Here is a 26,423-nt window from a genome sequence, read left to right on the forward strand (position 1 = left end):
CCGCTTCTTCCCTGACCGAGAGAAGCCGTCATGACCGTTGCCACGAGCAGTCGTCCCGCCAGCAACCCGCTGCTGCAGTCCTGGGAGGCCCCGCACGGGCTCCCGCCGTTCGACACCGTCCGCCCCGAGCACTTCGTCGATGCCTTCGAGGTGGCGCTGGCCGACCAGCGGGCCGAGATCGACGAGATCGGCGCGCAGGCCGCCGCCCCGAGCTTCGACAACACGCTGGGCGCCTTCGACCGCAGCGGCCGGCTGCTCGCCCGGCTGGACGGACTGTTCCACAACCTGACCGCCAGCGAGACCTCGCCGGCGCTGCAGGCGGTGGAGCGGCAACTGGCGCCGCGCATGGCTGCGCACGGCAATGCGATCTACATGCATGCGGCGCTGTTCCAGCGCATCGACGCGCTGCATGCGCAGCGCGAGTCGCTCGGCCTCGGCGCCGAGCAGCGGCGGCTGCTGGAGCGGGTGCACCTCGAGTTCGTGCGCGCCGGCGCGAAGCTGCAGGGCGCGGCCCGCCAGCGGTATGGCGACGTGATGGAGCGGCTGGCCGAGCTGACGACGCAGTTCAGCCAGAACGTGCTGGCCGACGAATCGGCATTCCGCCTGGAACTGCGCGGCGAGCGCGACCTGGCCGGCCTGCCGGAGTTCGTGCGCGCCGCCGCCCGCCAGGCCGGTGCCGACCGCGGCATCGATGCCGCGGTGATCACGCTGTCGCGATCGCACATCGTGCCCTTCCTGACCTTCTCCGAACGCCGCGACCTGCGCGAGCAGGCTTGGCGCGCGTGGGTGTCGCGCGGCGAGCACGACGGCGCGCACGACAACCGGCCGGTGGCGCGCGAGATCCTGCAGCTGCGGGCCGAGCAGGCCCGGCTGCACGGCCATGCGAGCTATGCCGACTACGCGCTCGGCGACACGATGGCCGGCTCGCAGGCCGCGGTGAACCGGCTGCTGCAGCAGGTGTGGGTGCCGGCGAAGGCGCGCGTGGCCGAGGAGCGCGAGGCGCTGAAGGCGCTGCTGCTGACGCTGCCGCAATCGCAGCGGCCCGCGCCGGGCCGCTCTGACGACTCGGAGCAGGAGATCGAGGCCTGGGACTGGCGCTACTACGCCGAGAAGGTGCGCCAGGCGCGCTACGACCTCGACGAGGCGACGATCAAGCCGTACTTCCCGCTCGACCGCATGGTCGAGGCGGCGTTCGACTGCGCGCAGCGCCTGTTCGGCCTGCGCTTCGCGCTGCGCGACGACATCCGCGCCTACCACCCCGATGTGAAGGTCTACGAGGTCACCGGCAGCGATGGCGCGCTGGTCGGCATCTTCCTGCACGACAACTTCGCGCGGCCCAGCAAGCGCAGCGGTGCGTGGATGGGCTCGTACCGGCAGCAGACGCGCAATGTGGCGAGCGGTGCCGGCGTGCTGCCGATCGTCGTCAACAACAACAACTTCGCGAAGGGCTCGCCGGGCGCGCCGACGCTGCTGAGCTTCGACGATGCGGCCACGCTGTTCCACGAGTTCGGCCACGGCCTGCACGGGCTGCTGTCGAGCGTGACCTACGAGCGCCTGTCGGGCACCAACGTGCTGCGCGATTTCGTCGAGCTGCCGTCGCAGATCTTCGAGCACTGGCTGGCCGAGCCGCAGGTGCTGAAGCGCCATGCGCGCCACGTCGAGACCGGCGAGCCGATTCCCGATGCGCTGATCGAGCGCTTGCAGGCGGCGCGCAAGTTCAACCAGGGCTACGAGACGGTGCGCTACACCGCATCGGCGCTGGTCGACATGGCGGTGCATGCGGTGGCCGATCCGCAGGACATCGACATCGTCGCGTTCGAGGCTGCCGAGCTGGAGCGCATCGGGCTGCCGCATGGCGTCGGGCTGAACCACCGGCTGCCGCACTTCCAGCACCTGTTCTCCAGCGCGAGCTATGCGGCCGGGTACTACGTCTACCTGTGGGCCGAGGTGCTCGACGCCGACGGCTACGACGCCTTCACCGAAGCCGGCAGCCCGTTCGATGCCGCGGTGGCGAAGCGACTGCGAGAGCATGTCTACGCGGTCGGCAACAGCCGCGAGCCGGGCGAGACCTACCGGGCGTTCCGGGGGCGCGATGCGTCGGTGGAGCCGATGCTGCGGGAACGCGGGCTGGCTTGAGCCCCCCAGTCGCTTCGCCGGGCTACGCAGAGGGCGGCGGAAACAGCCGATCGAGTCCGCCCAGGAACTCCGAGAAATCGATCGGCTTGGTCCAGTAGTCGTCGAAGCCGGCCGCGCGCGCCTTCGCGATGTCTTCGGGCATCGCATTGGCCGACAGCGCGACGCAACGGATGTGCGCCGTCCGCGGCTGCGCACGCAGCCGCCGCAGCACCTCGAAGCCGTCGAAATCGGGCAGCTGCATGTCGATCAGCACCAGGTCGGGCTGCAGCTCGACGGCCCGTGCCACGCCGGCCTCGCCACTCGCCGCCGACTCGATCGACAGGCCGGCCTGGTTGCGCACCAGCTCCTCGACCAGCAGCACGTTGACCGGGTTGTCCTCGATGTAGAGCACCTGCCCGCGGCGCTCGTCCGGCGGCGGATCGGCAGCCGGCCTCGGCCCCCGCGCCGGCAGCGCCGCCGGCGGCTGCACGGCGGCGGGCGTGGGTGCGGTCGCTGCATCGGCCCTCGGCAGGCGCACTTCGAACTGCGACCCCATGCCCGGTTGGCTGCTGGCCATGACGGTTCCTTCCATGCGCTCCACAAGCGCCTTGACGACGGCCAGCCCGATGCCGGTGCCGTCGATGCCTTCGTTCTCGAGACCGAGCCGGTTGAACGGCTCGAACAGATGGGGCAATTGATCGGCCCGCAGGCCGCGGCCGGTGTCCTCGACGCGCAGCGTCACATGCGTGGCGTCGACCGTGCACGACAGCGTCACGCGGCCGTGGCGCCGGTTGTACTTGATGCCATTGGTCAGCAGGTTGATCAGCACCTGGCGCAGCCGGATGCGGTCGGCGCACACCGTCGCCTGCAGCCGGTCGGCATGCAGCGTCACGCCGTGCTCGCGCGCCAGCGCCTCGACCAGCGGCAAGGTCTCGTAGACCACCTCGTGCAGCGCCAGCGGCCGCAGGTCCAGCCGCAGGTTGCCGCTTTCCAGGCTCGACAGGTCGAGCACGTCGTTGATCAGCGACAGCAGGTGCCGGCCGGCGGCGGCGATGTGCTCGACCTTGTGGTTGTGGTCGGCGGTCAGCGCGCGCGCATCGAACTGCAGCAGCTGCGCAAAGCCGAGCACCGCGTTCAACGGCGTGCGCAGCTCGTGGCTCATGCGCGCGAGGAACTCCGACTTGGCCGAGCTCTCGCGCTGCGCCACCGCGCGCTCCTGGCGCGCACTCTCGGCGCTGCGCGCGTCGGTGATGTCCCAGTTGACGCCCATGTGGCGGTGCACCTCGCCGCTCGCATCGAGCACCGCGGTCGAACGCGACGCGAGCCAGTGCACCGAGCCGTCGGGCCACATGACGCGGAACTCGTAGGCCGCGCTGCTGCCGGTGCGCACCGATTCGGCGAGCGCGGCGGCGACCCGCTCGCGGTCTTCGGGCAGCACCATCGCCGCGCGCTCGGCTTCGTTCGGCACGCGATCCGACGGCTCGAGGCCGCGCAGCCGGAACATCGCGTCGTCCCACACCGAGGTGTCGGTGCGCGGCAGCCATTCCCAGGTGCCGATGCCGACGCTGCGCACCGCCAGGCCGATGCGCTCGTTCGCGCTGCGCAGCGCCGCCTCGGTCTTCACCCGCTCGGTCACGTCGATCGTGATGCCGAACAGCATCGGCCGGCCGTCGCGCGACTCGCGCCGCACCCGGTCCACCAGCCAACGCACCTCGCCATCGGGGCGGCAGATGCGGTACTCGTGCTCCATCGACACCTCGGGCGTCGCGCGGATCCCGTCGCGCACCCGCGCCATCGCAGCGCGGTCGTCCGGATGCACCACCTCGCCCAGCCACTCGGCGCCCGACGGCACGCCGCGTTCCTTCGGGCGGCCGATGATGCGGTACATCTCGTCGTTCCATTCGGCGCGGCGCGTCACCGGGTCGCGGCTCCAGATGCCCAGGCCGGCCGCGGTGGCGGCGATCTCCAGCCGCTGGGCCATCTCGGTGATGCGCCGGGTGTGCTCGACCTGCTCCGTCACGTCGAGCGCGACGCCGACGAACTCGATCGGCGTGCCGTCGGCATCGCGGCGCACGACGCGGCGCGTCAGCACGTAGCGGAAGCTGCCGTCCGGCCGCCGGTACCGGGCCTCCATGTCGACCGGCCGGTCGGAGCGCAGCGCGGCCTGCGCGGTCGCCAGCACCTGCGGCAGGTCGTCCGGGTGGATCAGCGCGCGCACCTCGTCGAGCGACATGCCTTCGGGCCGCGGCGTGATGTCGAGCACCTGGTACGAGCGCTCGTTGTAGTACATGCGGTCGCGCTTCAGGTCATGGCGCCAGATCGCGATGTTGCCCAGGTCGACCGCGATCTTCAGCTGCGCGCTGGTGTCGTTGAACGACTCCGCGAGCTCGTAGGCCTCGGTGTCGTCGACCAGGATGCCGATCGCGCGGGTCGGCGCGCCGCCAGCCTCGGGCTTGACCTCCCACTGCGAATGCACGCGCCGGATCCGGCCGTCGGGCCCCACGATGCGGTAGCGCCGGCTGTACTGGCCGGGCTGGTTCATCGATTCGAACATCCGCGGGTCGACGCGGTCGTCGGGATGGATGCGCTGCGAGGTGAGCGCGAAATTCGGCGTGCCGTCGGCAGGGTCCAGTCCGAAGAAGCGGAACATGTGGCGGTCCCAGCGGCCCTCGCCGGACGGGATGTCGCGCTCCCAGACCCCGAGGCGGCCGAACTCCTGCGCCATGTCGAGCAGCTCGGCCAGGCGGCGCGCTTCGTCGCCGAGCGCGCGCACGTCGGTGATGTCCTGCACCACCAGCAGCGTCGGTTCCGGTGCCTGCAGGCGCAGCCAGCGCGACGCGCCCGACGGCGAGGTCCAGCGGTGCGCCTCGGCCGTCAGCGCGGCTTGCGGCGACAGGCCGAGCAGCTCGCGGACGTCGCGCCCGGCCAGCGCACCGGCCGGCAGGCCGCAGAGCGCCTCGAGGCGGCCGTTGCTCCACCCGATGCGGCCGGCGGCGTCGAGCTGCAGCAGCGCGTCCGCGCTGGCCGCGAGCAGGGCCTGCGCGGCCGCGCTCGCGAGGTCGCCGGAGACAGGCGTTGCAGGGGGCGCATCAGGGACAGCCATGGACGGCAAGTGTTGTGCCGAATGCGGCAGGCGTCCAGCGCAGTTGCCCGCAGGGCCGCCTGTCAGGCCGCGATCTGCAGCACCAGCTTGCCGAAGTTCTCGCCGCTGAACAGCTTCAGCAGCGCCTGCGGGAAGTTGTCGAGGCCGGCGACCACGTCTTCCCGGCTCTGGATGCGCCCGGCCTGCAGCAGGGCGCCCAGTTCGGCAATGGCCACCGGGTAGCGGTCGGCGTAGTCGAACACCACCATGCCCTCCATGCGGGCGCGGTTGACCAGCAGCGACAGGTAGTTGGCGGGGCCCTTGACCGGTGTCGTGTTGTTGTACTGGCTGATCGCACCGCAGATCACGATGCGGGCGTGGCGGTTGATGCGCGTCAGCACGGTGTCGAGGATCTCGCCGCCGACGTTGTCGAAGTAGATGTCGACGCCCTGCGCGCAGTGCTGCTTCAGGCCGTCCTTCACCGGGCCGGCCTTGTAGTCGATGCAGGCGTCGAAGCCCAGCTCCTTGACGACCCACTCGCACTTGGCCGGGCCGCCGGCGATGCCGACCGTGCGCAGGCCCTTGACCTTCGCGAGCTGGCCGACGGTCTGGCCGACGGCGCCGGCCGCGCCCGACACGACGATGGTCTCGCCGGCCTTCGGCTGGCCGACGTCCATCAGGCCGAAGTACGCCGTCATGCCGGGCATGCCGAGCACGTTGAGCCACTGCATCGGCGTGCCCAGGCGCGTATCGATCTTGAACAGCCCGTGGCGGCGAATGCCGGCTTCGGGGATCTGGCAGTACTGCTGCACGCCGAGCGTCGCGCTGACGGTGTCGCCGACCGCGAAGGCCGGGTTCTTCGACGCGACGACGGTGCCGATGCCGCCGGCGCGCATCACCTCGCCGATGCCGACCGGCGGGATGTAGCTCTTGCCTTCGTTCATCCAGCCGCGCATCGCCGGGTCGAGCGACAGCGCCTGCGTCTTCACGAGCACGCCGCCGGCCTCGGGCTCGGCGACCGGCTCGGTCGTGAACTGCCAGTTGTCGGCGGTGGGCAGGCCGACGGGGCGGGCGGCGAGGCGGATCTGCTGGTTGACGAGGTCGGTCGGCATCGCGTTGTCTCCGGATGTGTGGTGTTGTCGTTCGATGGTAGCGCCGATGTCGACCTTGTCCGACAGCCGATCAGGCGCCGCGCCGACAGGGCGGTGCAAGCGGCGAACCTACAGTCGTCCGCAAACGAACCGGAGACCTCCCATGCGCCTCAGCCTGACCTCGACCCTGACCGTTGCCAGCCTCGCGGTGGCGACGGTCGCGCTGGCCCTGGCCGCGGACGATGCGCCGCCGGTGCGCAGCGTCGCCTCGGTCGACGCGCAGCGCTATGCGGGCACCTGGTACGAACTGGCACGCCTGCCGAACAGCTTCCAGGCGAAGTGCGAAGGCAACGTCACCGCGACCTACCAGCCGACCGGCAGCGGCGCGATCAAGGTGATCAACCGCTGCCGCGAGGCCGATTCGAAGTGGGCCGTGGCGGTGGGCCGCGCGACGCCGGTGAGGGGCGACGACAGCGGCGCAAAGCTGAAGGTCAGCTTCCTGCCGAGCTGGCTGCGCTGGATGCCGGTGGGGCGCGGCGACTACTGGGTCGTGATGCTCGACGGCGACTACCGCTATGCGGTGGTCAGCGAGCCGTCGCGCGACTACCTGTGGATCCTGTCGCGCACACCGCAGCTCGACAGCGGTACCTACGACGGCATCGTCGCGCGGCTGCGTGCCGACGGCTACCCGGTCAACCGCCTGGTGCCGACGCCGCAGCCCGCCGCGGCGGCGCAGGCGGCGCGCCACGTTCCGTTGACCTGAAGCGTTGATCTGAAGGAGACCGAGATGAGCAAGCTGTTGTGGACCTTGTGCGTGACCGCACCGATGGTGGCGCTGGCGGCGGGGTGCGATTCGGGCGACCACCGCACCGTCGGTCAGAAGCTGGATTCGGCGGTGTCGACCGCCGAGCAGGCGGCCGACCAGGTGAAGCAGAACGCGAAGCAGTCGATGGCCGACGTGAAGAACGCCGCGCGCGATGCATCGCAGGCGAGCCAGGACGGCAGTTCGCAGATCGGGCAGTCGATTGCCGACGGGGCGATCACCGCGTCGATCAAGGCCGACATCGCGAAGGACCCGGACCTCAGCGCGCTGCGCGTGAACGTCGACACGCACGATGGCAAGGTGGCGCTGTACGGCTCGGCACCGAGCGAGGAGGCGCGCCAGCGGGCCGAGCGCATCGCGATGGCGGTGAAGGGCGTCAGCGGCGTCGACAACAAGCTGGCGATCGAGACGGCGCAGGCGAAGCGGTAGATCCGAACGGGCGGCGAAACGGCGGCCCCCAAAGAAAACGCGGCCCGGGGGCCGCGTTCGTCTTGGCAGCAGGGCTTGCGCCCTGCGCTGCATCACAGCACGCGAATGTTCGCGGCTTGCAGGCCCTTCTGGCCTTGCTTCACTTCGAATTCAACGCGCTGGTTTTCCAGCAGCGTCTTGAAGCCGTTGCCTTGGATGTCACGGAAGTGGGCGAACAGGTCAGCGCCGCCCGCGTCTTGAGCGATGAAGCCGTAGCCCTTGCTCTCGTTGAACCACTTCACGGTACCGGTTTGCGTCGTCATGGACGGTTTCCTATTTCTATCAGTAGTAATGCGGCAGCACACGCTGCCACATGCAGAGACACTCAAGAGTTATTCGGGGATTTCAACAGAACCGGGCTGGAACCAGCACGGCGTCGCAAAAGATCACTCACAACCACAGCCTTGCGTATACCTGTGCGGCGAATATACACCACGGGTCGGGACATTCCGCACAGCGGGTCGGAGAATCGTCCTTGCCGACGGTGTTTCCACACGACACGCCGACACACATCCGACCGCGCAGCACAATGCGCGCCACTTGCAAGGAGCTGATCATGAAGACGAAAGCCGCGGTGGCCTGGAAGGCCGGTCAACCCCTGAGCATCGAGACGGTCGACCTGGCGCCGCCGCGGGCCGGCGAGGTGCTGGTGCAGGTGAAGGCGACCGGCATCTGCCACACCGACGAGTTCACGCTGTCGGGTGCCGATCCCGAAGGCTTGTTCCCGGCGATCCTCGGCCATGAGGGCGCGGGGGTGGTGCTGGAGGTGGGGCCGGGCGTCACGAGCCTGAAGCGCGACGACCACGTGATCCCGCTGTACACGCCGGAGTGCCGGCAGTGCAAGTTCTGCCTGTCTCGCAAGACCAACCTGTGCCAGCTGATCCGCGGTACGCAGGGCAGGGGCCTGATGCCGGACGCGACGAGCCGCTTCTCGATCGACGGCCAGCCGATCCTGCACTACATGGGCACGTCGACCTTCAGCAACCACATCGTGGTGCCCGAGATCGCGCTGGCGAAGATCCGCCCCGATGCGCCGTTCGACAAGGTCTGCTACATCGGCTGCGGCGTGACGACCGGCGTCGGCGCGGTGATCTTCACCGCGAAGGTGGAGGCGGGCGCGAACGTGGTGGTGTTCGGCCTCGGCGGCATCGGCCTGAACGTGATCCAGGGCGCGAAGATGGTCGGCGCCGACAAGATCATCGGCATCGACCTGAACCCCGCACGCGAGGCGATGGCGCGCAGCTTCGGCATGACGCACTTCATCAATCCGCGCGAGGTCGACAACGTGGTCGATGCGATCGTGCAGCTGACGGACGGCGGTGCCGACTACAGCTTCGAGTGCATCGGCAACACGACGACGATGCGGCAGGCGCTGGAGTGCTGCCACAAGGGCTGGGGCCAGAGCATCATCATCGGTGTCGCGGCGGCCGGCCAGGAAATCTCGACGCGCCCGTTCCAACTGGTGACCGGCCGCGAGTGGAAGGGCTCGGCGTTCGGCGGTGCGCGCGGCCGCACCGACGTGCCGAAGATCGTCGACTGGTACATGGACGGCAAGCTCCGGATCGACGAGCTGATCACGCACAAGCTGGCGCTGGACGACATCAACCACGGCTTCGAGCTGATGAAGCGCGGCGAATCGATCCGTTCGGTGGTCGTGTATGACTGACGGCTCGAAGATCAAGACCTTGTCGGAGCACGCCTGCTTCGGCGGCGTGCAGGGCTTTCACGAGCATGCGTCCGTCGCGATTGGCCTGCCGATGCGCTTCGGCGTGTTCAGGCCGCCGCAGGCAGCGTCGCAGCGCGTGCCGGTGCTGGTCTGGCTGGCCGGCCTCGAATGCAACGAGCAGACCTTCGCGATGAAGGCCGGCGCACAGCAGCATGCGGCGAAGCACGGGCTGATGCTGGTGACGCCCGACACCAGCCCGCGCGGCACCGGCATCGCCGAAGCCGATGCGTCGTGGGATTTCGGCACGGCTGCGAGCTTTTACCTCGACGCCACCGAAGCGCCGTGGCATGCGCACTGGCGCATGGCGACCTGGCTGACGCAGGAGCTGCCGGCGCTGATCGAGGCGAACTTCGCGGCGGACACGAGCCGCCTCGGGCTGTTCGGGCATTCGATGGGCGGGCACGGCGCGTTGACGCTGGGGCTGAAGCATCCGAAGCTTTTTCGCAGCGTGTCGGCCTTCGCGCCGATCGCCGCGCCGATGCAGAGCCCGTGGGGCGAGAAGGCCTTCCGAGGCTACCTCGGCGAGGGACGCGACGCGTGGCGTGCGCACGATGCGACCGAACTCGTGAAGGCCGGGGCGAGGACGTCGCCGCTGCTGATCGACCAGGGGCTGGCCGACAAATTCCTGGCGACGCAGCTGCATCCCGATCTGTTCGAAGCGGCTTGTACAGCGGCGGGTCAGCCGTTGACCTTGCGACGCCACGCGGGCTTCGACCACGGGTATTACTTCATCGCGACCTTCGTGGGGGACCATGTTGCGCATCACGCTGCTGCGTTGTCATGAGGATGGAGGCTGCGTTCGCGGAACGGCGCCTTCGGGCACCGCCCTGCTCCTTGGGGGGATGACAAGCGAACAAGTGAAGGTTGATCTCCGGGTTGGCACCCGGGCTACGAACCCACGCGCACGCCAACGCCAATGCGCACCACAAAGACAGCAACCATGAAACTCTCGGTACTCGACCAGTCCGTCGCCCTGAGCGGCCAAGGCGAAGACGCCGCCATCCGCGACACCCTCGAGCTCGCCCAGCATTGCGAAGCCCTCGGCTACGAACGCTTCTGGGTCAGCGAGCACCACAGCCTGCCGACGATCGTCGGCAGTGCCCCCGAGATCCTGATGGCCGCGATCGCCGCGCGCACCACGCGCATCCGCATCGGCAGTGCCGGCGTGATGTTGCCGCACTACGCCGCGCTGAAGGTGTCGGAGCAGTTCCGCGTGCTCGAAGCGCTGGCGCCGGGTCGTATCGATCTGGGTGTGGGCCGTGCGCCCGGCGGCGACATGCGCACCGCGCAGGCGCTGAATCCGCATGCGTATGGCAGTGCGGAGAATTTTCCGGAGCAGGTGCGCGACCTGCAGGCCTGGACCCAAGGGCTGCGGCACCGCGGCATCGTCGCGCACCCGCGTGGCGAGCATGCGCCCGAGGTGTGGATCCTCGGCAGCTCCGACTATGGCGCGCAGATGGCGGCGCAGTTCGGCTTGCCCTACGCGTTCGCGTACTTCTTCACCGATGGGCAAGGGGCGGAACAGGCGCTCGATCTCTACCACCGGCTCTACCAGCCCAGCGAGCGCCATCCGAAGCCGCAGGCCACGGTGTGCGTCTGGGCGCTGGCGGCGGACACCGAAGAGGCCGCGCTGCACCTGGCCCTGAGCCGCGAGCGCTGGCGCGTCGACCGCAACCGCGGGCTGCTCGGGCCCTTGCAGTCGCCGGACCAGATTGCCGAGCGGGGGTTCACGCCGGACGAGATGGCAACCATCGAACCGATGCGGCGCAAGGCGTTCGTCGGCACGGGCCCCCAGGTGGCCGGCAAGTTGCGTGCGCTGGCGAGCGATTTCGGGCTGGAAGAACTCGTGATCAACACCTGGGCGCACGATCCCGCGGTGCGGCGGCATTCGTACGGGCTGCTCGCGCGACAATTCGCCGCATGAACCTGATCGATTTCGAACTGCGCGGCGACTTCATCCCGCTCGATGCGCTGCTGAAAGCCACCGGCGTCTGCCACAGCGGCGGCGCCGCGAAGATGCTGGTCGCCGAGGGCAATGTCCAGGTCGATGGCCAGCCTGAATTGCGCAAGACCTGCAAGATCAGGGCGGGGCAGGTGGTCGGGCTCACTGGCACACGCATCCGCGTGATGGGACCCCTCGGGCGATGAGTACATCGTCCGATCCCCCTAGGGGATCCGGGCCGGCTTGGGGCGGCCCGGCGCTCGGCCCGCGGTGCCTCTTCAGAAGCGGTAATTGACACCGACCGAGAACATGTCGGTGTTGTCCTTGATGTCCAGCGCCTTCACGCGGTACCGCTCCCATTCGCCGCGGATCGCGGTGTTCTTCGACAGGTCGTACTGCACGCCCGCACCGTACTTGACGTCGGTGCCGCGCTCGCTGTCGTTCACGCCGTTGACCGTGCGCTCGGCCTTGCCGTTGTAGACGCCGACGCGTCCCAGCAGCGAGAAGTCCTGCGCCACCGGGAAGGTGCCGACGGCATCGAGGAACACCCCGTTGTTCAGCTTCAGCTCGCTGGCGCTGCTGCTGTACTTGCCCAGGCCGATCCAGCCGCCTTCCAGGCTGAAGTTCGGCGTGAACTGGTAGCCGCCGTAGATCTTGCCACCGGTGTCGGTGGTGTCGGTGTCGAAGCCGCCGACGTTGTCGCCGTGGAACTTCGTCGTGCCGACGCTGCCGCCGATGTACGGGCCGGGCTGCACCGATTGGGCGTGTGCCGCGAGTGCCATCAGCGAGGCGGCCGAGGCGATGATGAGTTTGCTGCTCAGGTGGTTCATGGTGATTTCACTCCTGCTTTCTCTTCAGTAAGGACTGCCGGATCGTCTGTCCGACATGCAAGCAGGATCGGCCGCGCATGTGAACGCGGCACCCTCTCAACGTGAAGTTTTTCGAGAGGCTGCAACATGGTGTTGCAGTGCAGCAGAAAGAGGGAACTTCAGCGGAAGACCGGGCTCGAAGGCCGGGCTCAGCGCGGCCTGCTCGCGCGCGCCGCGCGGTCTCTTTCTCGCAACATGAAGAGGTAGAGGCTTTCGACCTTTTCGCGCGCCCATGGCGTCTTGCGCAGCACCTTCAGGCTCGACGCGATGCTCGGTTCGATGCTGAAGCAGCGCAGCTGGATGCGCTCGGCCAGGCCGTCCCAGCCGTAGTGCGAAACCAGCTCGGTCAGCAGGGCCTCGAGCGTGAGGCCGTGCAGCGGATTGCGGGGTTGCGCGGGCGCGTTCATCCGGCCAACCTTCCGAGATCGGGCTGCAGCGCGCGCAGCGCGGACAGCGCGTCGGCGTGCTCGCGCAGGAACGAGAAATCGGCGAAATCGAAACCCGGCGCGACCGTCGCGCCCACGTACGCGAAGTCGCCGAGCGGCTCCGCGGCCTGCCACCACTGCGCCGGCACCGTGAAGCGCGGCTGCGTCGTCGCGCTGACCGGCGCGAGCGTCACCGACTCGATGCGGTCGAGCGACGGCGGCATCAGCCACAGCCGCAGCGGGCCGCCTTCGAGCAGGTGCCAGACCTCGTCGGACGCGACGCGGTGCCAGGCACTGAACTGGCCGCGGGCGAGCAGGAAATCGATGCTCGTCAACGCGCTGCGCGGCGGGCGACCGCCGGCCGGCGTGACCGACGACGGTGCGCGGAAGAACTCGCGGTAGTGCCCGCCCTCGGGATGCGGCTGCAGTTGCAGCAGCGCGACCAGTTCGGCCGCGCGCGGGTGAAGGGCAACGCTCATGCGACGTACAGCATCACGGTGACGAAGTGGCAGGCCGTGCCCGCCAGCACGAACAGATGCCACACGCCATGCGCATGGCGCCAGCGTTCGTCGTTCGCATAGAACACGATGCCACCGGTGTAGAACAGCCCGCCGGCCACCAGCCATGCGAGCGCCGCCCATGGCAGCTCGCGCACCAGCGGCACCGCGGCGATCAGCGCCAGCCAGCCCATCGCCACATACAGCGGCACCGACGGCACGCGCTCGCGGCCCAGGCTCAGTTCCTTCACGATCCCCAGTACCGCGAGCCCCCAGACGACGCCGAACAGCGACCAGCCCCAGGGCCCGCGCAGCGTGACCAGCGCGAACGGCGTGTAGGTGCCGGCGATCAGCAGGTAGATGGCGCAGTGGTCGAACTTCACCAGCACGCGCTTGGCCGCGCCGCGCACGCTGTGGTACAGCGTCGACGCGCCATACAGAAGGATCATCGTCGCCGCGAAGATGCTCGAGCCGACGACCTGCCACGCATCGCCGTGCAGCGACGCCTGCACGATCAGCACCACGCCGCCACCGATCGCCAGCAGCAGGCCGGCCAGGTGCGTGAGGCTGTTGAATCGCTCGCCGTGGTACATGAGATCCGCTTTCTGGAAAATCTGGAAAAGGCTTGAGGAGGCGCAGGGCGCAAGCATAGCGGCAGCTCGTGGCCGCTTGCGGGCTGGCATCATCGCGGCATGACCGAACGCATGCTGCCTCCTTACGTCGCACCCTCGCAACTCGTGCCCGACCTGCGCGCGCACGGCCATGGCGTGATCAGCCCGGCCGGCCTGCGCGAATGGATCGCGGCCGATGCCGCCGAGCTGCAGGCGCTCGAAGCCAGCTGGGACGCACTGCCGCCCGACGGCTACCTGCGCGACGGCGGGCGCTACCGGCGCCGCCGCCATTCCTGCTTCGTCGCCGACGGCGCGACGCTGTCGACCTCGCCGCACCGCGCGCACTGGCAGCCAGTGGCCTACAACGCGCTGCATGGCGGCATCGAGCGCTGGTTCGAGCCGATGGAGGCCGAGCTTGTCGCCCGGCCGGTCTGGAGCCGGCTGCTGCTGCGCATGGCCGAGGCTTGCAGCGTGCTGAAGGGGGCGCGGCCCTGGTTCATCGAGGCGCACCAATTCCGCATCGACACCACCGACGGCATCGGCCGCCCGACGCCGGAAGGCGCGCACCGCGATGGCGTCGACTTCGTCGCGGTGCTGCTGATCAACCGCCGGGGGTTGAAGGGCGGCGAGACGCGGGTGTTCGAGGCCGAGGGGCCGAACGGCATCCGCTTCACGATGAGCGAGCCGTGGACCACGCTGATGCTCGACGACGAACGGGTGATCCACGAGAGCACGCCGATCCAGCCGCTGTCGGCCGACGCGCAGCACAGCGCGCACCGCGACACGCTGGTGCTGACCTTCCGCCAGGGCGGGTTCCAAGGGCCGTAGAACAACCCGGCAAGGTTTCCGGCCTACGGACTGTCGCCAGCTTCCGCAGTTCAGCCGCGCCGGCCGCCGCTTCGTCGCAATCCGCTGTGAAGCGCCGGCGACGCTGCCGATACTGGCTCCATCGACGACACACCCACCGACTGGAGCCCGACATGACTGCCACCCGCCTGACCCGACTGACCCTGACCATCGCCACGCTGTCCGCCGCCACCGTGCTGCTGTGCCAGCCGCGCGCCCAGGCCGACGAGCAGCTCGCCGCGGCCGTGATCACGATGCCGGCCGTCACCGTGACCGGCCAGCGGATGCAGGTGGTCGTGATGCCGCAGGTGGTCGTGACCGGCAGGCGCGACGTGTCCGACCTGCAGCTCGCGCAGCAGGCACGTGCGGTCCGCGGCACGCGCGGCTGAGCGATTCGAATGACCTGAAAGACCCTGCGCCGGGGCGGGCCCGATAATGCCGGCTCGCCAACGAGGTGCCCTTGTCCATGATCTTCCGCCGCGTGCTCGCCTTCCTGGTCCGCCTGGTCGTCTTCCTGATCGGTGCCGTCTTCGCGGTCGGGCTGCTGCTGCTGGGGTTCGTCCTCACGCTGACGCTGGTCGCCTGGGCCCTGCTGCGCGGCCGGCGCCCGCAGGTGCGGCGCTTCAAGGTCGATCCGCGCCAGCCCTTCGGCGGTTTCCGGCCGCGCGGTGCGGCGGTCGACCCGGCGAATGTCGTCGACGTCGAAGCGCGCGAGGTGCCTTCCGCACCGCCGCGGCTCGACCGGTCCTGAAGAAGCTTCAGGCGTCGCGGACGTCGGCCACGGGGTTCTGGCCGAAATCGCTTCGATCCAGGTAGGCCAGCACCTTGGCGGCGGCCTCGGCCGGTGAGGACAGGCCCCCGTTGCGCTGCAGGTTCACGAAGTGCGCCTGGTCCGGGAAGCCGTCGGCCGGGTTGTCGCGCAGCCGGGCCTGCATCTCGGTGTCGATCACGCCGGGCGCCAGCGAGACGATCTTCGCGCCGTTCGGCTGCAGCGCTTCATCGAGCGCGATCGTGCGGGCGGCGTGGTCGAGCCCGGCCTTGGCTGCGGCGTAGATCGCCTGCCCGGCCATCGCGCGCCGGCCGAGCCCCGACGAAATCTGCAGCACCCGCCGCCGCGTCGGCCACGCGAGCGTCGCGCGCAGGAAGGCGGCCGTCAGCAGCAGCGGTGCCTCCAGCCCGACGCGCAGCGCGTTCGAGACATCGGTGCCGTCGACATGGCCGAGCGGGCCGACGCGGGTCAGCACGCCGGCGTTGTTGATCAGCGTCGCGGTGTCGAACGAGGTGTGGTCGATCTGCGCGAGCCAGGCCGACAGCCGGTGCGCCACCGGCAGCGGCGTCGCAAGGTCCATCGCCCATTGCTCGCAGCGGGCCTGGGCGGTGCCGGCTTTCAGGGCCAGCGCTTCGCTGGTGCGGCGCGAGATGCACAGCAGCTGCGTGCCGGGGGCGAGCAGTTGTTCCGCCATCGCCGCGCCCAGCCCGCGCGACGCGCCGGTGACGATGTAAAGCGATCGAATCATCCCAACGCTCCAGTCCTGCAGAGAAGCCGCATTGTCGCGCCTTTGCAATGACATTGACGCGCCGAGGCGCGCCATGCCACACTTCGCGCCCTTTCCCCGGTCACCGCGACCGAGGCCCTCCCGACAGAACAAGGAGACCACGCGATGAGAACGACTGACATTGCCCTTCTGCTGTCCGCGGATCGCACACGCTGCCTGCGCTGATCGGGCCTCTTTCCTCCGGGTCCTGATCGTCCCCGCCGGCACCCTGCCGCCGCGGCACAGCTTTCATTCCTTCGTTGCCCTGCTCGGCCTTCGCCGCGCCGGGTCTCTGGCTCGGCGCCTGCGCCGGCCGCGATGATGAAAGACATGACCCACCATGATCGAGATCGATGTCGAGCGCCTGCGCTCGATGGGGCTGACGCCCGCACTGGCCGCCGAGGCCGCATCCCTTCCTGAAACCTCCACCCCCGGCGCCCGCTTGATGCGCCTGACCGAAGTGCACCGCGAGACTGTCGAGCTGCACGACGGCGACCGCTCGCACGCCGCACGCGTGCTGCCGCGCCTGATGCGCACGCTCGACGACGACGAGACCGGCCTGGCCGTCGGCGACTGGGTGATCGCCGTGCTCGACGCCCATGGCCAGCGCTGGGTGCACGCACGGGTGCCGCCGCTCACCCACATCGCGCGGCGCGATGCCGACGGCCGCCGCCACCCTGTCGTCAGCAATGTCGACACCGCCTTGCTGGTGATGGGGCTGGACGACGACTTCAACCCGCGCCGCCTCGAGCGCTACCTGATCCTGGTGCAGGGCAGCGGCGTGCAGCCGGTGGTGGTGCTGACGAAGGCCGATGCGGTGGCGCCGCAGGCCCTGGCCGACGCGCGCGACCGGTTGCGCGGCCGGCTGCCGGCGCAGGTCGAGCTGCTGGCCGTCAACGGCCGCAGCGCCGCGGCGGCGCAGGCGTTGCAGCCGTGGCTGTCGGCCGGCCAGACGGTGGTGCTGATGGGCTCGTCAGGCGCCGGCAAGTCGACGCTGACCAACACGCTGGCCGGTGCCGACCTGCAGGACACCGGCGCGGTGCGCGAGCACGACAGCCGCGGCAAGCACACCACCACCTCGCGCTCGCTGCACCGACTGCCCGGCGGCGCCTGCGTGATCGACACGCCGGGGCTGCGCACGCTGCGGCCCGACACCGACGAGGCGCGGCTCGCGCTCGGCTTCGAGGACATCGCGACGCTGGCGCTGCAGTGCCGCTTCCGCGATTGCCGCCATGAAGACGAGCCGGGCTGCGCGGTGCGCGCAGGCGTCGGCGCCGACCGCGTGCGCAACTACCACAAGCTGCTGCGCGAGGTGCGGCGCGACACGCTGACGGTGTTCGAGCGCCACCAGCAGCTGTCGGAATGGAAGGCGCGCGGCCGTTCGGCGCGTGAGCGGATGAAGCTCAAGCGCGGCGAGGATTGAAGGCCTGGCCGGCGCCGTCGAGGGCGTCGCGCTTGGTCGACTTGTGGCGGTACATGCGCGCGTCGGCATGGATCAGCAGTTGGCTGCTGGAGGTGATCTCCGAGCCGAATGCGATGCCGAAGCTGATGCCGCAGCCTTCGAAGCCGGCCGCATGCAGCCGTTCCTCGAAGCGGCGCATGTCGCGCCGCGTCTCGTCTTCATGGCGCATGTCGCCGAGTACCGCGAACTCGTCGCCGCCGAGCCGGAACACCGTCATGTCGCGGTCGCGCAGCGTCTGCAGCTGGCGCGAGAACTCGCACAGCAGCGCGTCGCCGTGCGCATGGCCGCGCTCGTCGTTGATGCGCTTCAACCCGTCCAGGTCGATCATCACCAGCATCAGCCCGGCCGACGAATCGGCGACGGTCAGCGCCGACAGCGCGCGGTCGAACGCATGGCGGTTGCCGATGCCGGTCAACGCATCGGTACTGGCCAGGTCGAGTGCGCGGTGCAGCTGGACCAGGTAGCCGTCCTTCTCGATCCCCAGCAGCCGGATCTTGTCGGCCAGCGCGAAGGCCAGCAGGATCGCGTCGGCCGTGCTGCCCAGCAGCGTGATCAGTTCCGGGTTGCGCACCATGCCCTGGCTCAGGCCGAGGTTGGCCGGCAGGATCACCAGCGCCGGCAGCAGCAGCGCGAGGAAGGCCGCGAGGAAATAGCGCGCCGGCAGGTAGCCCGACCACAGCCGCAGCAGCCCGGCGACGAGCGCCAGCGTCAGCGAGATCGAGATCGTGATGGTCGCGAGCGTGTGCGCCCACGACGTCGCGATGAAGCAGCTCGGCAGCAGCACCAGCGCGAGCACCAGGTTCGCATAGCCCGCCCACGCGAGCCGCGGCGCGGCCTCGCGCAGCTGCAGGAACTCGATGTAGAAGAGGGTGTTGAACACCACCATCAGGAAGAACGGCAGGTAGTGCCACTGCAGCCCGTGCCAGCCCAGCCATTGCGCCGGCAGGTGGAAGGTCAGCCCCCAGCCCGCGGTGGCGGCCAGCAGGTACAGCGCGTAGTACAGCAGTGCCTTGTCGCGCGTGCCGAGGAACATGAAGAGGTTGTAGAGCGCGAGCGTCAGCAGGGCGCCGAGTGCGAACAGCGCCAGCACGTTCTCCGAGATCACGATGCGGCGGTAGTCGGCCTTGGTCTGGATGTCGATGCCGGGCAGCCGCGCGAAATAGCGGCTGTCGATGCGCAGCAGCACGTGCGCCGAGCTGCCGCGCGGCAGCGTGATGTCGCTGCCGTAGTGCAGCATGTAGGGCGTGTCGGCGTGGTAGCCGGTCACGAAGGTCTGCGGCGGCTGGGCGCCGACGTAGACCCAGCCGCCCACGTGCTCCATCAGGCTCGCGTGCGGATCGATCACCCACTGCGTCGCCGGCGCATCGTTGCGCACCGTCGCATGGAACCAGTAGCGCCCGCCGAGCAGCGACACCTGGTCCACCGGCGTCTTGCGCGCGAGCCATTCGGCCAGCCGGTCGGCATCGGGCGGCTCCTCGCGGGCATCGGCCAGGTAGAACTGCCCACTGCGCGTCAGCTCCACCGGCTCGGTCGGCGACAGCGGCGTCTGCGCGAACGCCGGCGCGGCCGCGAGCGACACCAGCAGCCACAGCCGTGCGGCGATCCAGGCAACGAGCGCGGGGCGTGTCATGAGGGCGTCGACTGTAACAACAAGCGTCCGCCGCGGCCTGAAGGCTTCTTAAACGTCGCGCTCGCCGACGATCAGCGCCGGGTGGCCGCAAATCGCGCGCGCGGTCTGCATGCCGGCCATCGTCGCGGCCTCGACGCAGCCGGCGTTCAGCCCGGTGCGGATCCAGTCGCCGGTGACGTACAGGTTCGCAAAGCCGGTGCCGTCGGTCGCGAGCCGGTACCGGGTGCTGCCGACCACCGACAGCACATAGCGCTCCGACGGGTCGACGTTGGCGCGCCAGTACTGGCTGTCGAAGCGCGCCGGGCCGCGGGCGTCCGACGGGTCGACCAGCAGCGGCCAGCGGAAGCCCTCGGCGGGGCCGACCGCATCCGGCCACAGCGTGCCGATGCGTCGCTGCAATTGCTCGACGGCGCCTTGCTTCACCTGGTCGGCCATGCGCTTCGGGAAGGCATGGTCGCTGTACGGCGGGTAGCTGGAGATCGGCAGCGCGCTGCAGAAGTACGAGACGTTCTTCGGTGCGATCGCCGGCGGCCAGTGCTCGCGGCACAGCAGCTGGTCCATCGGCGCCCAGGTGTCGAAGGGCTCGCTGAACGCGCTGAGCACCGGTGGCTGGCCGTCCGGGCCGGTCAGCGTCCAGCCGAGCGACGCCAGGTCCCGGTTCAGCCACACCTGGTAGGCCTGGGTCGCGACCGCCTTCACGTGCTCGCACGACGCCGCCAGCGCCGGGCTGCGTGCGACGAGCTGCGGGCACAGCTGCGCGACCGACGCGGCCGAGATGCCGAAGATCACCTGGTCGAAGTCGGTGCCGAGCTTCAGCGTGCGCGTCGGCAGCGGCTGCCCGAACGCGTCGGCATACACCTGCGGCCAGTCGCTCCAGTTCGATTCGAGGTTGATGCCATGGGTGCGCATCAGCGCGGCCTGTGCGGCGTCAAGCTGCTCGAAGCGCGGCGCGCTCGGCCAGCAGGCCAGGCCGTTCACGTCGACCAGCGGGTCGTAGCCCTGCGCCGCATCGACCAGCGCGGCCTGCTGCGTCATGCGGATCTCGGCCACCTGGCGACCGGCGGCGTCCGGCACCAGCTCGTCGACCCGGTGGAAGAACTCGAACTTCACGCCGCGCTGCTTCAGCAGCTGGTAGAACGGCGTGAACACCACGTCGCCCATTCCGGCCTGCATCTTCCACATGATCGCGCCGTGGTAGTCGAAGGCCACGCGCAGCATGCCGCGCAGCATCGTGCCGGCCTCGATGTTCGGCTTGTCGAAGTTGCCGTCTTCGTACGCGAACACCAGGTCGTAGAAGCCGACCACCGGCGCCGACTGCACGGTGACCTGCGGGTTCGCGCCGTGGCGCGTCAGCCAGGCCTGGAAGTCCTCGCCGTTGATCGCGTCGAAGCCCTTCGTCAGCACCTGGTCCTCGATCATGCCGATGATGCTGGTCAGGCCGAGGTCGGCGCAGATGTAGAGGCGACGCAGGTCGTCGGCGATGCCGCTGTCGGCGAGCAGGCCGTCGAAGCGCGCATGCAGCCAGGCGCGCACGCATTTGAGTGCGCTGGACTGCAGCAGGTGGTGCTCCGGCGAGTGGTCGTGCAGGGCCGCCGGCAGTTCGGCACTGAAGCGCTGCAACGCGGCGAAGGCGACACCGACATCGCTGCACAGCGCCATCACGTCGTCCTCGACGTGCGCGGCCAGGCGGTGCAGCCAGCTGCCGGCATGCGTCTCAGCCTCGATCGCGCGGTGCGCCGGGCCGACGGCACCGTGCGCCTCGGCATCCTTCAGCTCGCCGAGCCACTGCTTGATCCATTCGTAGCCGACCTGCACGATCTGCCACAGGTTCAGCGTCTCGCCACCCTGGCCGGGCTCGCCGGGCATTGCCGGCGTCTCGATGGGCCACAGCCGCCATTCGTCGTGGCCGCCGCGGCGCACATGCTCGGTCAGCGTGATGAACTGCTGCGGCTTGAAGGCGTCGCGCCAGGTGCGCAGCGGCGCGCCTTCGGGGCGGTCGAGCAGTTCGTAGGCACGCTGGATGGTCTTGAACGCGTTGTCGTAGAAGCCGAACCAGATGTGCAGCCCGTGCTCCTCGATGCGCTGGCCGAGCGCGGCATTGCGCCCGCTCGCGCCCTTGCCGCCGAGCCGCCAGCCCATCTGGTAGACGGTGATGTCGTACGCGTTGCGCCAGCCCGGCCGGTCGGTCAGGTAAAAGGCCGCGGTCATTGCCGCGACGCCGCCGCCGAGGATCGCGATCTTCTTCGGCGCGATGCGCGAGTTGTCGTAGAGCTCCTCGCCGGCCGGCACCTCGAAGTCCATGTCGATGTGGAAGGGCAGCAGCGCCGGCTGCGCACCGAGCTTCAGGCCCAGCGTGCGGGCCAGCGGAAAGCTCGCGAACGGGTGCAGCGTGCAGGTGTAGTCGTCGCCGAGCAGCTGCACCCGGCGCACCGCCTTCACGGTGGCCGGCGCGGCGATCAGCGCCTGGTAGACCGCCTTGATGCCGGCCGCATCGGGCAGTTGCTTCAGGAAGATCTGCGCGACGCTCGGGCTGCGCAGCATCTGCGCGACCTGCTCCCAGCCGGCACGGTCGAGCGCGAGGAAGCCGGGCAGGTTCGCGGCGAGCAGCTCGATCGCCTGCTCGATCAGCTCGGGAAGGCCGCCGAGGTCCTGCCGCGCGCCGTTGCCGATGGTGGAGGTGACTTCGAGCAACGGATGCACCTGCAGCACCGAGTCGGGGCTGAACGGCTGGAAGCCCTTGGCCGCGAGCGTGAAGCGGGTGGCTGGCGCGCCCTCGGCCGGCATCGTGTACTCGCACTGGTACTTCGGGTAGCCGAACAGCTCGCGCCCATTGATCAGCGCCATGCAGTCGTCGACCCAGATGTGGCACGGGTAGAAGAACACGCGGCTGACACCCGTCTGCCCCGCGAGCACCTGGCCGACCATCACCCAGGTGACGATATCGGTCTCTTCGCCCCAACCCTTCGCGGCGTCCGCCGGCCACGCCGATTGCGCATGCTGCACCTGCGTGAAGGTCAGCATCACGAACGGCGACAGTACCTTGAAGCTCATCGTGCCGCCTGCCACCGCGGTCAGCGTCTCGTCGACGCTGGCCTGCAGCCGCGCCAGCTCGCCATGCACGAAGAAGCCATACATCCGCGACCGGTTCAAGCGCAGCGGCGGGTGCATCAGCGGCGAACCGCCGGGGTAGATGAAATCGGGGCGGTTGGCTGCTGCTTCGGTCATGGGGCCGAAGTATTACCGCGATGTCGGATAAGTCACGCTTTGTCACCCGTTTCAGGGGTGGCAGGATTTCACGGTCCGCGGTTCAGTGCTCGTCGAACTGCATGCTGGCCAGCGTCGACGGCCAGCCGGTGGCCGGTGCGCCGCCGCCGCGAAAGCGCCGTTCGACGGCCACCGGTTGCGGCAGGCCAGGCAGCGAGAGGGGCGCGAGTTCACGGCGTTGCGCCGCGCGGCGCCGAACCTGCCACAGGCCCGCGAGGGCCACCACGGCGAGCACGGCCGCCGCGATCAACATCCACAACATCATGGCAATTCCAATGAGCAAGTCGCGATTGTCCCCGATGAGAGTTGATCAAGCGGCCGCCGCGGAACCGGCTGTGCCGCGCCGCTGGCGGCGCCCCTTTTGAGGGGGAGAGGCGCCAGCCCCGAGGGGGCCCGCCGAAGGCGCTTCGGGGGGTGGGTCATCCATCGCCGGTAAGCCGTTGTCGCTGGGCGAGGGCAGGGAACAGCTTCATCCACAGCCCGGCGACGAGCAGCGTGCCGACGCCGCCCAGCAGAACCGAGCCGACCGGCCCGAAGAGTGCCGCGGTGGCGCCCGACTCGAACTCGCCGAGCTGGTTCGACGCGCCGATGAAGATCGAGTTGACCGCGCTGACGCGGCCGCGCATCTCGTTCGGCGTCTCGAGCTGCACCAGCGACTGCCGGATCACGACGCTGACCATGTCGGCCGCGCCGCTGACCCACAGCGCGATCAGCGACACGACGAACAGCTTCGACACCGCGAACACCAGCGTCGACAGCCCGAACAGCGCGACCGCGGCGAACATCAGGTGGCCGACGCGGCGCTGCAGCGGCCAGCGCGTCAGCGCGACCGACATCGCGAGCGCGCCGACCGCCGGCGCGCCGCGCAGCAGCCCGAGGCCCCACGGCCCGGTGTGCAGCACGTCGCGCGCGAAGATCGGCAGCAGCGCGGTCGCGCCGCCCAGCAGCACCGCGAACAGGTCGAGCGAGATGGCGCCCAGCACCACCGGCCGGTTCCAGATGAAGCCGACGCCGGCCAGCACGGTGCGCAAGGTCACGGGCTCCTTCGGCGGCGGCACGTGCGGGTGGCCGACGCGCAGGAACAGCACCGCCCCGAGCGCGAACAGCGCCGCGCACACTGCGTAGACCACGTCGGCCCCGGCCACGTAGATGAAGCCGCCGAGGGCCGGCCCGCCGATGATGGCAGCCTGCATGCCGCCGGAGCTGAACGCCATCGCGCGCGGCAGCGTTTCGGCCGGCACCAGCACCGGCACCATCGCCTGCTGGGCCGGCATCTGGAAGGCCTTCGCGCAGCCGATCGCGATCGACAGGACCAGCAGCAGCTCGCGATTCGCCCAGTGGCCGTGCGTGGCCGCGGCGAGCAGCGCGGCGATCGCCAACTGCACGCCCATGCTGAGCGCGAGGATGCGGCTGCGGTCGTACCGGTCGGCGACGTGGCCGGCGACCAGCGTCAGCAGCAGAGCCGGCAGGAACTGCAGCAGCCCGACCAGGCCCAGGTCCCAGGCGCTGCCGGTGAGCTCGTACATCTCCCAGCCGACGGCCACCATCAGCATCTGGTTGGCCATCGTGGCCGCGACGCGCGCATACCAGAAGCGCATGAACGGCGGCAGGGACAGCAGCGAGACGGGAAGCGCGGGGACGGTGGTCACGGGGAGACGACTCTTGAAGAGGTGGGACGGATCACGGGCAATTGCAGCCCTTGTCGAACACGATGCGCCAGACGCCCGGCGATACCTGGCGCCACACCGACGTGAAGCTCGCGACCGGCTTGCCGTCGGCGTCGAGCACCGGACCGGTGCTCAGCGCGAGGTCGCCGGCATCGAGCACCTCGACCTGGTCGGGCCGCCACGAGAATGGTGGCTTGTCGCCGGTGTAGAAGCGCTTCCAGTGCGCGGCGACGGCGGCCTTGCCGCGCAGCGGCTCGCGGGCGGTGAAGAACACGGTGTCGTCGGCGAGGAAGCCGGTGAACGCCGCATGGTCGCGGTCGGCCATCGTCTTCGCGAACGCGCGCTCGGTATCGGCCACCTGCTGCGCGAGCACCGTGCGCGGCACAGGTGGGACAGGTGGCGCGGCGGCGCAGCCGGCGAGGGCGACGAGCAGGCAGAGCAGCAGCGGGCGCAGCAGGGACATCGTGGCCTCGGGCAGGTGCGGAGAGGCTCAGATGGTACGGGCAGGCGTCGCGGTCGCGTCGAACGGCTCGCCGGTGCTGAAGAAGCGGCCGCCAGCGATGTAGTGCAGCGTGCGGTCCTCGGCCCCGGCGGGGTCGTCGCGCCAGTGGCCATCGGCGAACAGGCGCGGATCGGCCCAGGCGGCGACCACCTCGCCGATGAACAGGTCGTACTGCTGCTGGATGCGCGGCTCGCCGAGCACGCGGCATTCGAGCCAGGCGGCGCAGCCGTCGAGCAGCGGCGCGTCGATGCGGCTCGCCGCGAAGGTGGTCAGCCCGAAGGTGTCGAACTTGTCGCGCCCGGCCGGCAGTTCGCGCGCCGAGATGCCCCCGACCGCGAGCGTGGCGGCCGCCAGCGCGCGCGTCGGCACGTTCAGCGCGAAGCTGCCCGAGCCCTCGACGAGCGCGCGGGTGGCGGTGTTCCTGTCGATCACGACCGCGACCTTCGGTGGGTCGAAATCGACCGGCATCGACCAGGCAGCGGCCATCACGTTGCGCTGCCCGGCATGGGCCGAGCTGACCAGCACGGTCGGCCCGTGGTTCAGCAGGCGGTAGGACTTGGCGAGTTCGACGGGTTCGCGCATCGGGAAGGAGGGCGGATCAGAACGGAGCGGGGCTGTGGAAGCGCAGCGTGCGGCCATCGGCCGGGTGCGCCAGCTGCAGCGATTGTGCGTGCAGCAGCAATCGCGGCGCCTTCGCAAGGGCATCGGGCGGCGCATACAGCGCATCGCCGACGATCGGGTGGCCGATCGACAGCAGGTGCACGCGCAGCTGGTGCGAGCGGCCGGTGACCGGCTCCAGCCGCATGCGGGTGGTGCCGGCCGCCGGGTCGCGCTGCAGCACGCTGAAACGCGTCAGCGCCGGCTTGCCGTCGACGGGGTCGACCTTCTGGCGCGGCCGGTTCGGCCAGTCGGTCAGCAGCGGCAGGTCGATCTCGCCGTGTTCCGGGCCGACCAGCCCGTCGACCACCGCGGCGTATTCCTTGTGCACCTCGCGCTGCGCGAACGCGTGGCCGAGGCGCCGCTGCATCTCCTTGCCGCGGGCGAACAGCATCAGGCCGGAGGTCGACATGTCGAGCCGGTGCACGACCAGCGCGTCGGCCACCTCGGCCTGCACGCGCGCGGCCTGGTTGTCGAGCCCGGCCTCGCCGCGGCCGGGCACGGCCAGCAGGCCGCCGGGCTTGTCGACGACGAGCAGTGCGTCGTCGATGTACAGCAAGCTCAGGGTCACCAGTGCAACACTCCAGGGATGAACGAAACAGCGCTGGCCCGGGCCCGGGCACTCATCTCGCGCGGCGGTCGCCGCATTCTCGGCCTGGTCGGGCCGCCGGGGGCCGGCAAGTCGACCGTCGCGCAACAGCTCGTCGATGCGCTGGCCGGCGCGGCGGTGCTGCTGCCGATGGACGGCTTCCACCTCGCGAACGTCGAACTGGCCCGGCTCGGGCGGGCCGGCCGCAAGGGCGCACCCGACACCTTCGATGCCGGCGGCTACATCGCGCTGCTGCAGCGGGTGCGCGCCCAGCAGGCCGGCCGCGACGGCACGGTCTACGCGCCCGAGTTCCGGCGCGAGATCGAGGAGCCGATCGCCTCCAGCATCCCGATCCCGGCCGACGTGCCGCTGGTGGTCACCGAAGGCAACTACCTGTTGCTCGAACGCGATGGCTGGGCTGGCGTGAAGCCGCTGCTCGACGAGGCCTGGTACGTCGACGTGGACGACGCACTGCGCCGGCAGCGGCTGGTCGAGCGGCACATGCGCTTCGGCCGCAGCGAGGCCGACGCGCGGGCCTGGGAGGCCGGCACCGACCAGCCGAATGCAGAACTGATTGGTGCGACCGCGGCACGCGCCGACTGGCGCTGCGCGATCTGAGCGC

General features: G+C 69.9%; 27 protein-coding genes. 12 read left to right on the forward strand and 15 right to left on the reverse strand.

Annotated features, from left to right (window positions below):
* Positions 1 to 30 precede the first annotated feature (30 nt).
* Complete coding sequence (locus FHT26_RS07475; RefSeq protein WP_168559512.1) at positions 31 to 2,136, forward strand: M3 family metallopeptidase; 2,106 nt, start codon at positions 31 to 33, stop codon at positions 2,134 to 2,136.
* Between the two features lie 22 nt (positions 2,137 to 2,158).
* Here the strand turns inward: FHT26_RS07475 and FHT26_RS07480 are convergent, their stop codons facing one another.
* Together FHT26_RS07480 and FHT26_RS07485 are read right to left on the reverse strand one after the other, a co-directional pair.
* Entirely contained in the window at positions 2,159 to 5,218 is a 3,060-nt protein-coding gene (locus tag FHT26_RS07480) for a PAS domain-containing protein (RefSeq protein ID WP_168559513.1), read from the reverse strand.
* A 62-nt stretch (positions 5,219 to 5,280) separates the two neighbouring features.
* Positions 5,281 to 6,309 carry an NADP-dependent oxidoreductase gene (locus tag FHT26_RS07485; protein ID WP_168559514.1) on the reverse strand — a complete coding sequence of 343 codons (1,029 nt, stop codon included), beginning with the start codon at positions 6,307 to 6,309 and terminating at the stop codon, positions 5,281 to 5,283.
* Positions 6,310 to 6,451: 142 nt separating this feature from the next.
* On the opposite strand from FHT26_RS07485, the gene FHT26_RS07490 reads away from it, so the two are divergent.
* Together FHT26_RS07490 and FHT26_RS07495 are read left to right on the forward strand one after the other, a co-directional pair.
* Complete coding sequence (locus FHT26_RS07490; protein WP_168559515.1) at positions 6,452 to 7,051, forward strand: lipocalin family protein; 600 nt, start codon at positions 6,452 to 6,454, stop codon at positions 7,049 to 7,051.
* A gap of 24 nt (positions 7,052 to 7,075) precedes the next feature.
* Positions 7,076 to 7,540 (forward strand): BON domain-containing protein, encoded by a 465-nt coding sequence (locus FHT26_RS07495; protein ID WP_168559516.1) that lies wholly within the window; start codon positions 7,076 to 7,078, stop codon positions 7,538 to 7,540.
* 92 nt (positions 7,541 to 7,632) lie between these two features.
* Here FHT26_RS07495 and FHT26_RS07500 read toward each other — a convergent pair whose 3' ends face one another.
* The gene (locus FHT26_RS07500) at positions 7,633 to 7,842 is read right to left on the reverse strand and encodes a cold-shock protein (protein WP_047511365.1); all 210 of its coding nucleotides are present in this window, start codon (positions 7,840 to 7,842) and stop codon (positions 7,633 to 7,635) included.
* Positions 7,843 to 8,135: 293 nt separating this feature from the next.
* Here FHT26_RS07500 and FHT26_RS07505 point away from each other — a divergent pair, with 293 nt between their 5' ends.
* The 4 genes from FHT26_RS07505 (at position 8,136) to FHT26_RS07520 (ending at position 11,453) form a co-directional block, all read left to right on the forward strand.
* Positions 8,136 to 9,245, forward strand: a complete 1,110-nt coding sequence (locus FHT26_RS07505; protein WP_168559517.1) for an S-(hydroxymethyl)glutathione dehydrogenase/class III alcohol dehydrogenase — start codon at positions 8,136 to 8,138, stop codon at positions 9,243 to 9,245.
* Positions 9,238 to 10,089: an S-formylglutathione hydrolase gene (gene fghA / locus FHT26_RS07510; protein ID WP_168559518.1), complete on the forward strand. Its 852-nt coding sequence runs from the start codon at positions 9,238 to 9,240 to the stop codon at positions 10,087 to 10,089. Before FHT26_RS07505 ends, fghA begins: the two co-directional genes overlap by 8 nt.
* A 156-nt stretch (positions 10,090 to 10,245) precedes the next feature.
* Positions 10,246 to 11,229, forward strand: coding sequence for an LLM class flavin-dependent oxidoreductase (locus FHT26_RS07515; protein WP_168559519.1), 984 nt, complete (start codon positions 10,246 to 10,248; stop codon positions 11,227 to 11,229).
* Positions 11,226 to 11,453: an RNA-binding S4 domain-containing protein gene (locus tag FHT26_RS07520; RefSeq protein ID WP_168559520.1), complete on the forward strand. Its 228-nt coding sequence runs from the start codon at positions 11,226 to 11,228 to the stop codon at positions 11,451 to 11,453. Before FHT26_RS07515 ends, FHT26_RS07520 begins: the two co-directional genes overlap by 4 nt.
* Before the next feature lie 72 nt (positions 11,454 to 11,525).
* On the opposite strand, the gene FHT26_RS07525 is transcribed toward FHT26_RS07520, so the two are convergent.
* From FHT26_RS07525 to trhA, 4 genes are all read right to left on the reverse strand, one after another.
* A complete protein-coding gene (locus FHT26_RS07525) occupies positions 11,526 to 12,077 on the reverse strand; it encodes a porin family protein (protein ID WP_168559521.1) in 552 nt (183 codons plus the stop codon).
* A 188-nt stretch (positions 12,078 to 12,265) separates the two neighbouring features.
* Positions 12,266 to 12,523 carry a VF530 family protein gene (locus FHT26_RS07530; RefSeq protein WP_168559522.1) on the reverse strand — a complete coding sequence of 86 codons (258 nt, stop codon included), beginning with the start codon at positions 12,521 to 12,523 and terminating at the stop codon, positions 12,266 to 12,268.
* The gene (locus FHT26_RS07535) at positions 12,520 to 13,020 is read right to left on the reverse strand and encodes a cupin domain-containing protein (protein WP_168559523.1); all 501 of its coding nucleotides are present in this window, start codon (positions 13,018 to 13,020) and stop codon (positions 12,520 to 12,522) included. Before FHT26_RS07535 ends, FHT26_RS07530 begins: the two co-directional genes overlap by 4 nt.
* A complete protein-coding gene (gene trhA, locus FHT26_RS07540; protein WP_168559524.1) occupies positions 13,017 to 13,631 on the reverse strand; it encodes a PAQR family membrane homeostasis protein TrhA in 615 nt (204 codons plus the stop codon). The genes FHT26_RS07535 and trhA overlap by 4 nt, the downstream gene beginning before the upstream one ends.
* A gap of 111 nt (positions 13,632 to 13,742) precedes the next feature.
* Between trhA and FHT26_RS07545 the strand changes: the two genes are divergently transcribed.
* From FHT26_RS07545 to FHT26_RS07555, 3 genes are all read left to right on the forward strand, one after another.
* Positions 13,743 to 14,477 (forward strand): 2OG-Fe dioxygenase family protein, encoded by a 735-nt coding sequence (locus FHT26_RS07545; protein WP_168559525.1) that lies wholly within the window; start codon positions 13,743 to 13,745, stop codon positions 14,475 to 14,477.
* 152 nt (positions 14,478 to 14,629) lie between these two features.
* Positions 14,630 to 14,884 carry a hypothetical protein gene (locus FHT26_RS07550; RefSeq protein WP_168559526.1) on the forward strand — a complete coding sequence of 85 codons (255 nt, stop codon included), beginning with the start codon at positions 14,630 to 14,632 and terminating at the stop codon, positions 14,882 to 14,884.
* Positions 14,885 to 14,955: 71 nt separating this feature from the next.
* Positions 14,956 to 15,246 carry a hypothetical protein gene (locus FHT26_RS07555; RefSeq protein ID WP_168559527.1) on the forward strand — a complete coding sequence of 97 codons (291 nt, stop codon included), beginning with the start codon at positions 14,956 to 14,958 and terminating at the stop codon, positions 15,244 to 15,246.
* A 7-nt stretch (positions 15,247 to 15,253) separates the two neighbouring features.
* Here FHT26_RS07555 and FHT26_RS07560 read toward each other — a convergent pair whose 3' ends face one another.
* The gene (locus FHT26_RS07560) at positions 15,254 to 16,012 is read right to left on the reverse strand and encodes an SDR family NAD(P)-dependent oxidoreductase (RefSeq protein WP_168559528.1); all 759 of its coding nucleotides are present in this window, start codon (positions 16,010 to 16,012) and stop codon (positions 15,254 to 15,256) included.
* 358 nt (positions 16,013 to 16,370) lie between these two features.
* Between FHT26_RS07560 and rsgA the strand changes: the two genes are divergently transcribed.
* Positions 16,371 to 17,453, forward strand: a complete 1,083-nt coding sequence (rsgA, locus tag FHT26_RS07565; RefSeq protein WP_168559529.1) for a ribosome small subunit-dependent GTPase A — start codon at positions 16,371 to 16,373, stop codon at positions 17,451 to 17,453.
* On the opposite strand, the gene FHT26_RS07570 is transcribed toward rsgA, so the two are convergent.
* From FHT26_RS07570 to FHT26_RS07600, 7 genes are all read right to left on the reverse strand, one after another.
* Positions 17,434 to 19,122 (reverse strand): GGDEF domain-containing protein, encoded by a 1,689-nt coding sequence (locus FHT26_RS07570; protein ID WP_168559530.1) that lies wholly within the window; start codon positions 19,120 to 19,122, stop codon positions 17,434 to 17,436. The genes rsgA and FHT26_RS07570 overlap by 20 nt on opposite strands.
* Before the next feature lie 48 nt (positions 19,123 to 19,170).
* Positions 19,171 to 22,347 carry an NAD(P)-binding protein gene (locus FHT26_RS07575; RefSeq protein WP_168559531.1) on the reverse strand — a complete coding sequence of 1,059 codons (3,177 nt, stop codon included), beginning with the start codon at positions 22,345 to 22,347 and terminating at the stop codon, positions 19,171 to 19,173.
* A gap of 82 nt (positions 22,348 to 22,429) precedes the next feature.
* Positions 22,430 to 22,648: a hypothetical protein gene (locus FHT26_RS07580; protein WP_168559532.1), complete on the reverse strand. Its 219-nt coding sequence runs from the start codon at positions 22,646 to 22,648 to the stop codon at positions 22,430 to 22,432.
* A gap of 157 nt (positions 22,649 to 22,805) precedes the next feature.
* Positions 22,806 to 23,984, reverse strand: coding sequence for an MFS transporter (locus FHT26_RS07585; protein ID WP_168559671.1), 1,179 nt, complete (start codon positions 23,982 to 23,984; stop codon positions 22,806 to 22,808).
* Positions 23,985 to 24,066: 82 nt separating this feature from the next.
* Positions 24,067 to 24,516: a YybH family protein gene (locus FHT26_RS07590; protein ID WP_168559533.1), complete on the reverse strand. Its 450-nt coding sequence runs from the start codon at positions 24,514 to 24,516 to the stop codon at positions 24,067 to 24,069.
* A gap of 27 nt (positions 24,517 to 24,543) precedes the next feature.
* On the reverse strand, positions 24,544 to 25,137 hold the full coding sequence (locus FHT26_RS07595; protein ID WP_168559534.1) for a flavin reductase family protein: 594 nt from the start codon (positions 25,135 to 25,137) through the stop codon (positions 24,544 to 24,546).
* 16 nt (positions 25,138 to 25,153) lie between these two features.
* Positions 25,154 to 25,786, reverse strand: coding sequence for a pseudouridine synthase (locus FHT26_RS07600; RefSeq protein WP_210427300.1), 633 nt, complete (start codon positions 25,784 to 25,786; stop codon positions 25,154 to 25,156).
* A 15-nt stretch (positions 25,787 to 25,801) separates the two neighbouring features.
* Here FHT26_RS07600 and FHT26_RS07605 point away from each other — a divergent pair, with 15 nt between their 5' ends.
* A complete protein-coding gene (locus FHT26_RS07605) occupies positions 25,802 to 26,419 on the forward strand; it encodes a nucleoside/nucleotide kinase family protein (RefSeq protein ID WP_168559536.1) in 618 nt (205 codons plus the stop codon).
* Positions 26,420 to 26,423 lie beyond the last annotated feature (4 nt).

Origin of the sequence: Rhizobacter sp. SG703, assembly GCF_012275445.1 — a bacterium.
Classification (GTDB): domain Bacteria; phylum Pseudomonadota; class Gammaproteobacteria; order Burkholderiales; family Burkholderiaceae_C; genus Rhizobacter.

Bases quoted from the DNA above. Each gene is read 5' to 3' on its own strand.
- FHT26_RS07545 (WP_168559525.1), top strand. From the start codon at position 13,743: ATGCTGCCTCCTTACGTCGCACCCTCGCAACTCGTGCCCGACCTGCGC.
- FHT26_RS07575 (WP_168559531.1), bottom strand. From the start codon at position 22,347: ATGACCGAAGCAGCAGCCAACCGCCCCGATTTCATCTACCCCGGCGGT.
- FHT26_RS07580 (WP_168559532.1), bottom strand. From the start codon at position 22,648: ATGTTGTGGATGTTGATCGCGGCGGCCGTGCTCGCCGTGGTGGCCCTC.
- FHT26_RS07560 (WP_168559528.1), bottom strand. From the start codon at position 16,012: ATGATTCGATCGCTTTACATCGTCACCGGCGCGTCGCGCGGGCTGGGC.
- FHT26_RS07505 (WP_168559517.1), top strand. From the start codon at position 8,136: ATGAAGACGAAAGCCGCGGTGGCCTGGAAGGCCGGTCAACCCCTGAGC.
- FHT26_RS07480 (WP_168559513.1), bottom strand. From the start codon at position 5,218: ATGGCTGTCCCTGATGCGCCCCCTGCAACGCCTGTCTCCGGCGACCTC.
- FHT26_RS07490 (WP_168559515.1), top strand. From the start codon at position 6,452: ATGCGCCTCAGCCTGACCTCGACCCTGACCGTTGCCAGCCTCGCGGTG.
- FHT26_RS07475 (WP_168559512.1), top strand. From the start codon at position 31: ATGACCGTTGCCACGAGCAGTCGTCCCGCCAGCAACCCGCTGCTGCAG.
- FHT26_RS07515 (WP_168559519.1), top strand. From the start codon at position 10,246: ATGAAACTCTCGGTACTCGACCAGTCCGTCGCCCTGAGCGGCCAAGGC.
- rsgA (WP_168559529.1), top strand. From the start codon at position 16,371: ATGATCGAGATCGATGTCGAGCGCCTGCGCTCGATGGGGCTGACGCCC.
- FHT26_RS07485 (WP_168559514.1), bottom strand. From the start codon at position 6,309: ATGCCGACCGACCTCGTCAACCAGCAGATCCGCCTCGCCGCCCGCCCC.
- FHT26_RS07500 (WP_047511365.1), bottom strand. From the start codon at position 7,842: ATGACGACGCAAACCGGTACCGTGAAGTGGTTCAACGAGAGCAAGGGC.
- FHT26_RS07535 (WP_168559523.1), bottom strand. From the start codon at position 13,020: ATGAGCGTTGCCCTTCACCCGCGCGCGGCCGAACTGGTCGCGCTGCTG.
- FHT26_RS07530 (WP_168559522.1), bottom strand. From the start codon at position 12,523: ATGAACGCGCCCGCGCAACCCCGCAATCCGCTGCACGGCCTCACGCTC.
- FHT26_RS07595 (WP_168559534.1), bottom strand. From the start codon at position 25,137: ATGCGCGAACCCGTCGAACTCGCCAAGTCCTACCGCCTGCTGAACCAC.
- fghA (WP_168559518.1), top strand. From the start codon at position 9,238: ATGACTGACGGCTCGAAGATCAAGACCTTGTCGGAGCACGCCTGCTTC.
- FHT26_RS07525 (WP_168559521.1), bottom strand. From the start codon at position 12,077: ATGAACCACCTGAGCAGCAAACTCATCATCGCCTCGGCCGCCTCGCTG.
- FHT26_RS07495 (WP_168559516.1), top strand. From the start codon at position 7,076: ATGAGCAAGCTGTTGTGGACCTTGTGCGTGACCGCACCGATGGTGGCG.
- FHT26_RS07585 (WP_168559671.1), bottom strand. From the start codon at position 23,984: ATGCGCTTCTGGTATGCGCGCGTCGCGGCCACGATGGCCAACCAGATG.
- FHT26_RS07570 (WP_168559530.1), bottom strand. From the start codon at position 19,122: ATGACACGCCCCGCGCTCGTTGCCTGGATCGCCGCACGGCTGTGGCTG.
- FHT26_RS07590 (WP_168559533.1), bottom strand. From the start codon at position 24,516: ATGTCCCTGCTGCGCCCGCTGCTGCTCTGCCTGCTCGTCGCCCTCGCC.
- FHT26_RS07550 (WP_168559526.1), top strand. From the start codon at position 14,630: ATGACTGCCACCCGCCTGACCCGACTGACCCTGACCATCGCCACGCTG.
- FHT26_RS07520 (WP_168559520.1), top strand. From the start codon at position 11,226: ATGAACCTGATCGATTTCGAACTGCGCGGCGACTTCATCCCGCTCGAT.
- FHT26_RS07605 (WP_168559536.1), top strand. From the start codon at position 25,802: ATGAACGAAACAGCGCTGGCCCGGGCCCGGGCACTCATCTCGCGCGGC.
- trhA (WP_168559524.1), bottom strand. From the start codon at position 13,631: ATGTACCACGGCGAGCGATTCAACAGCCTCACGCACCTGGCCGGCCTG.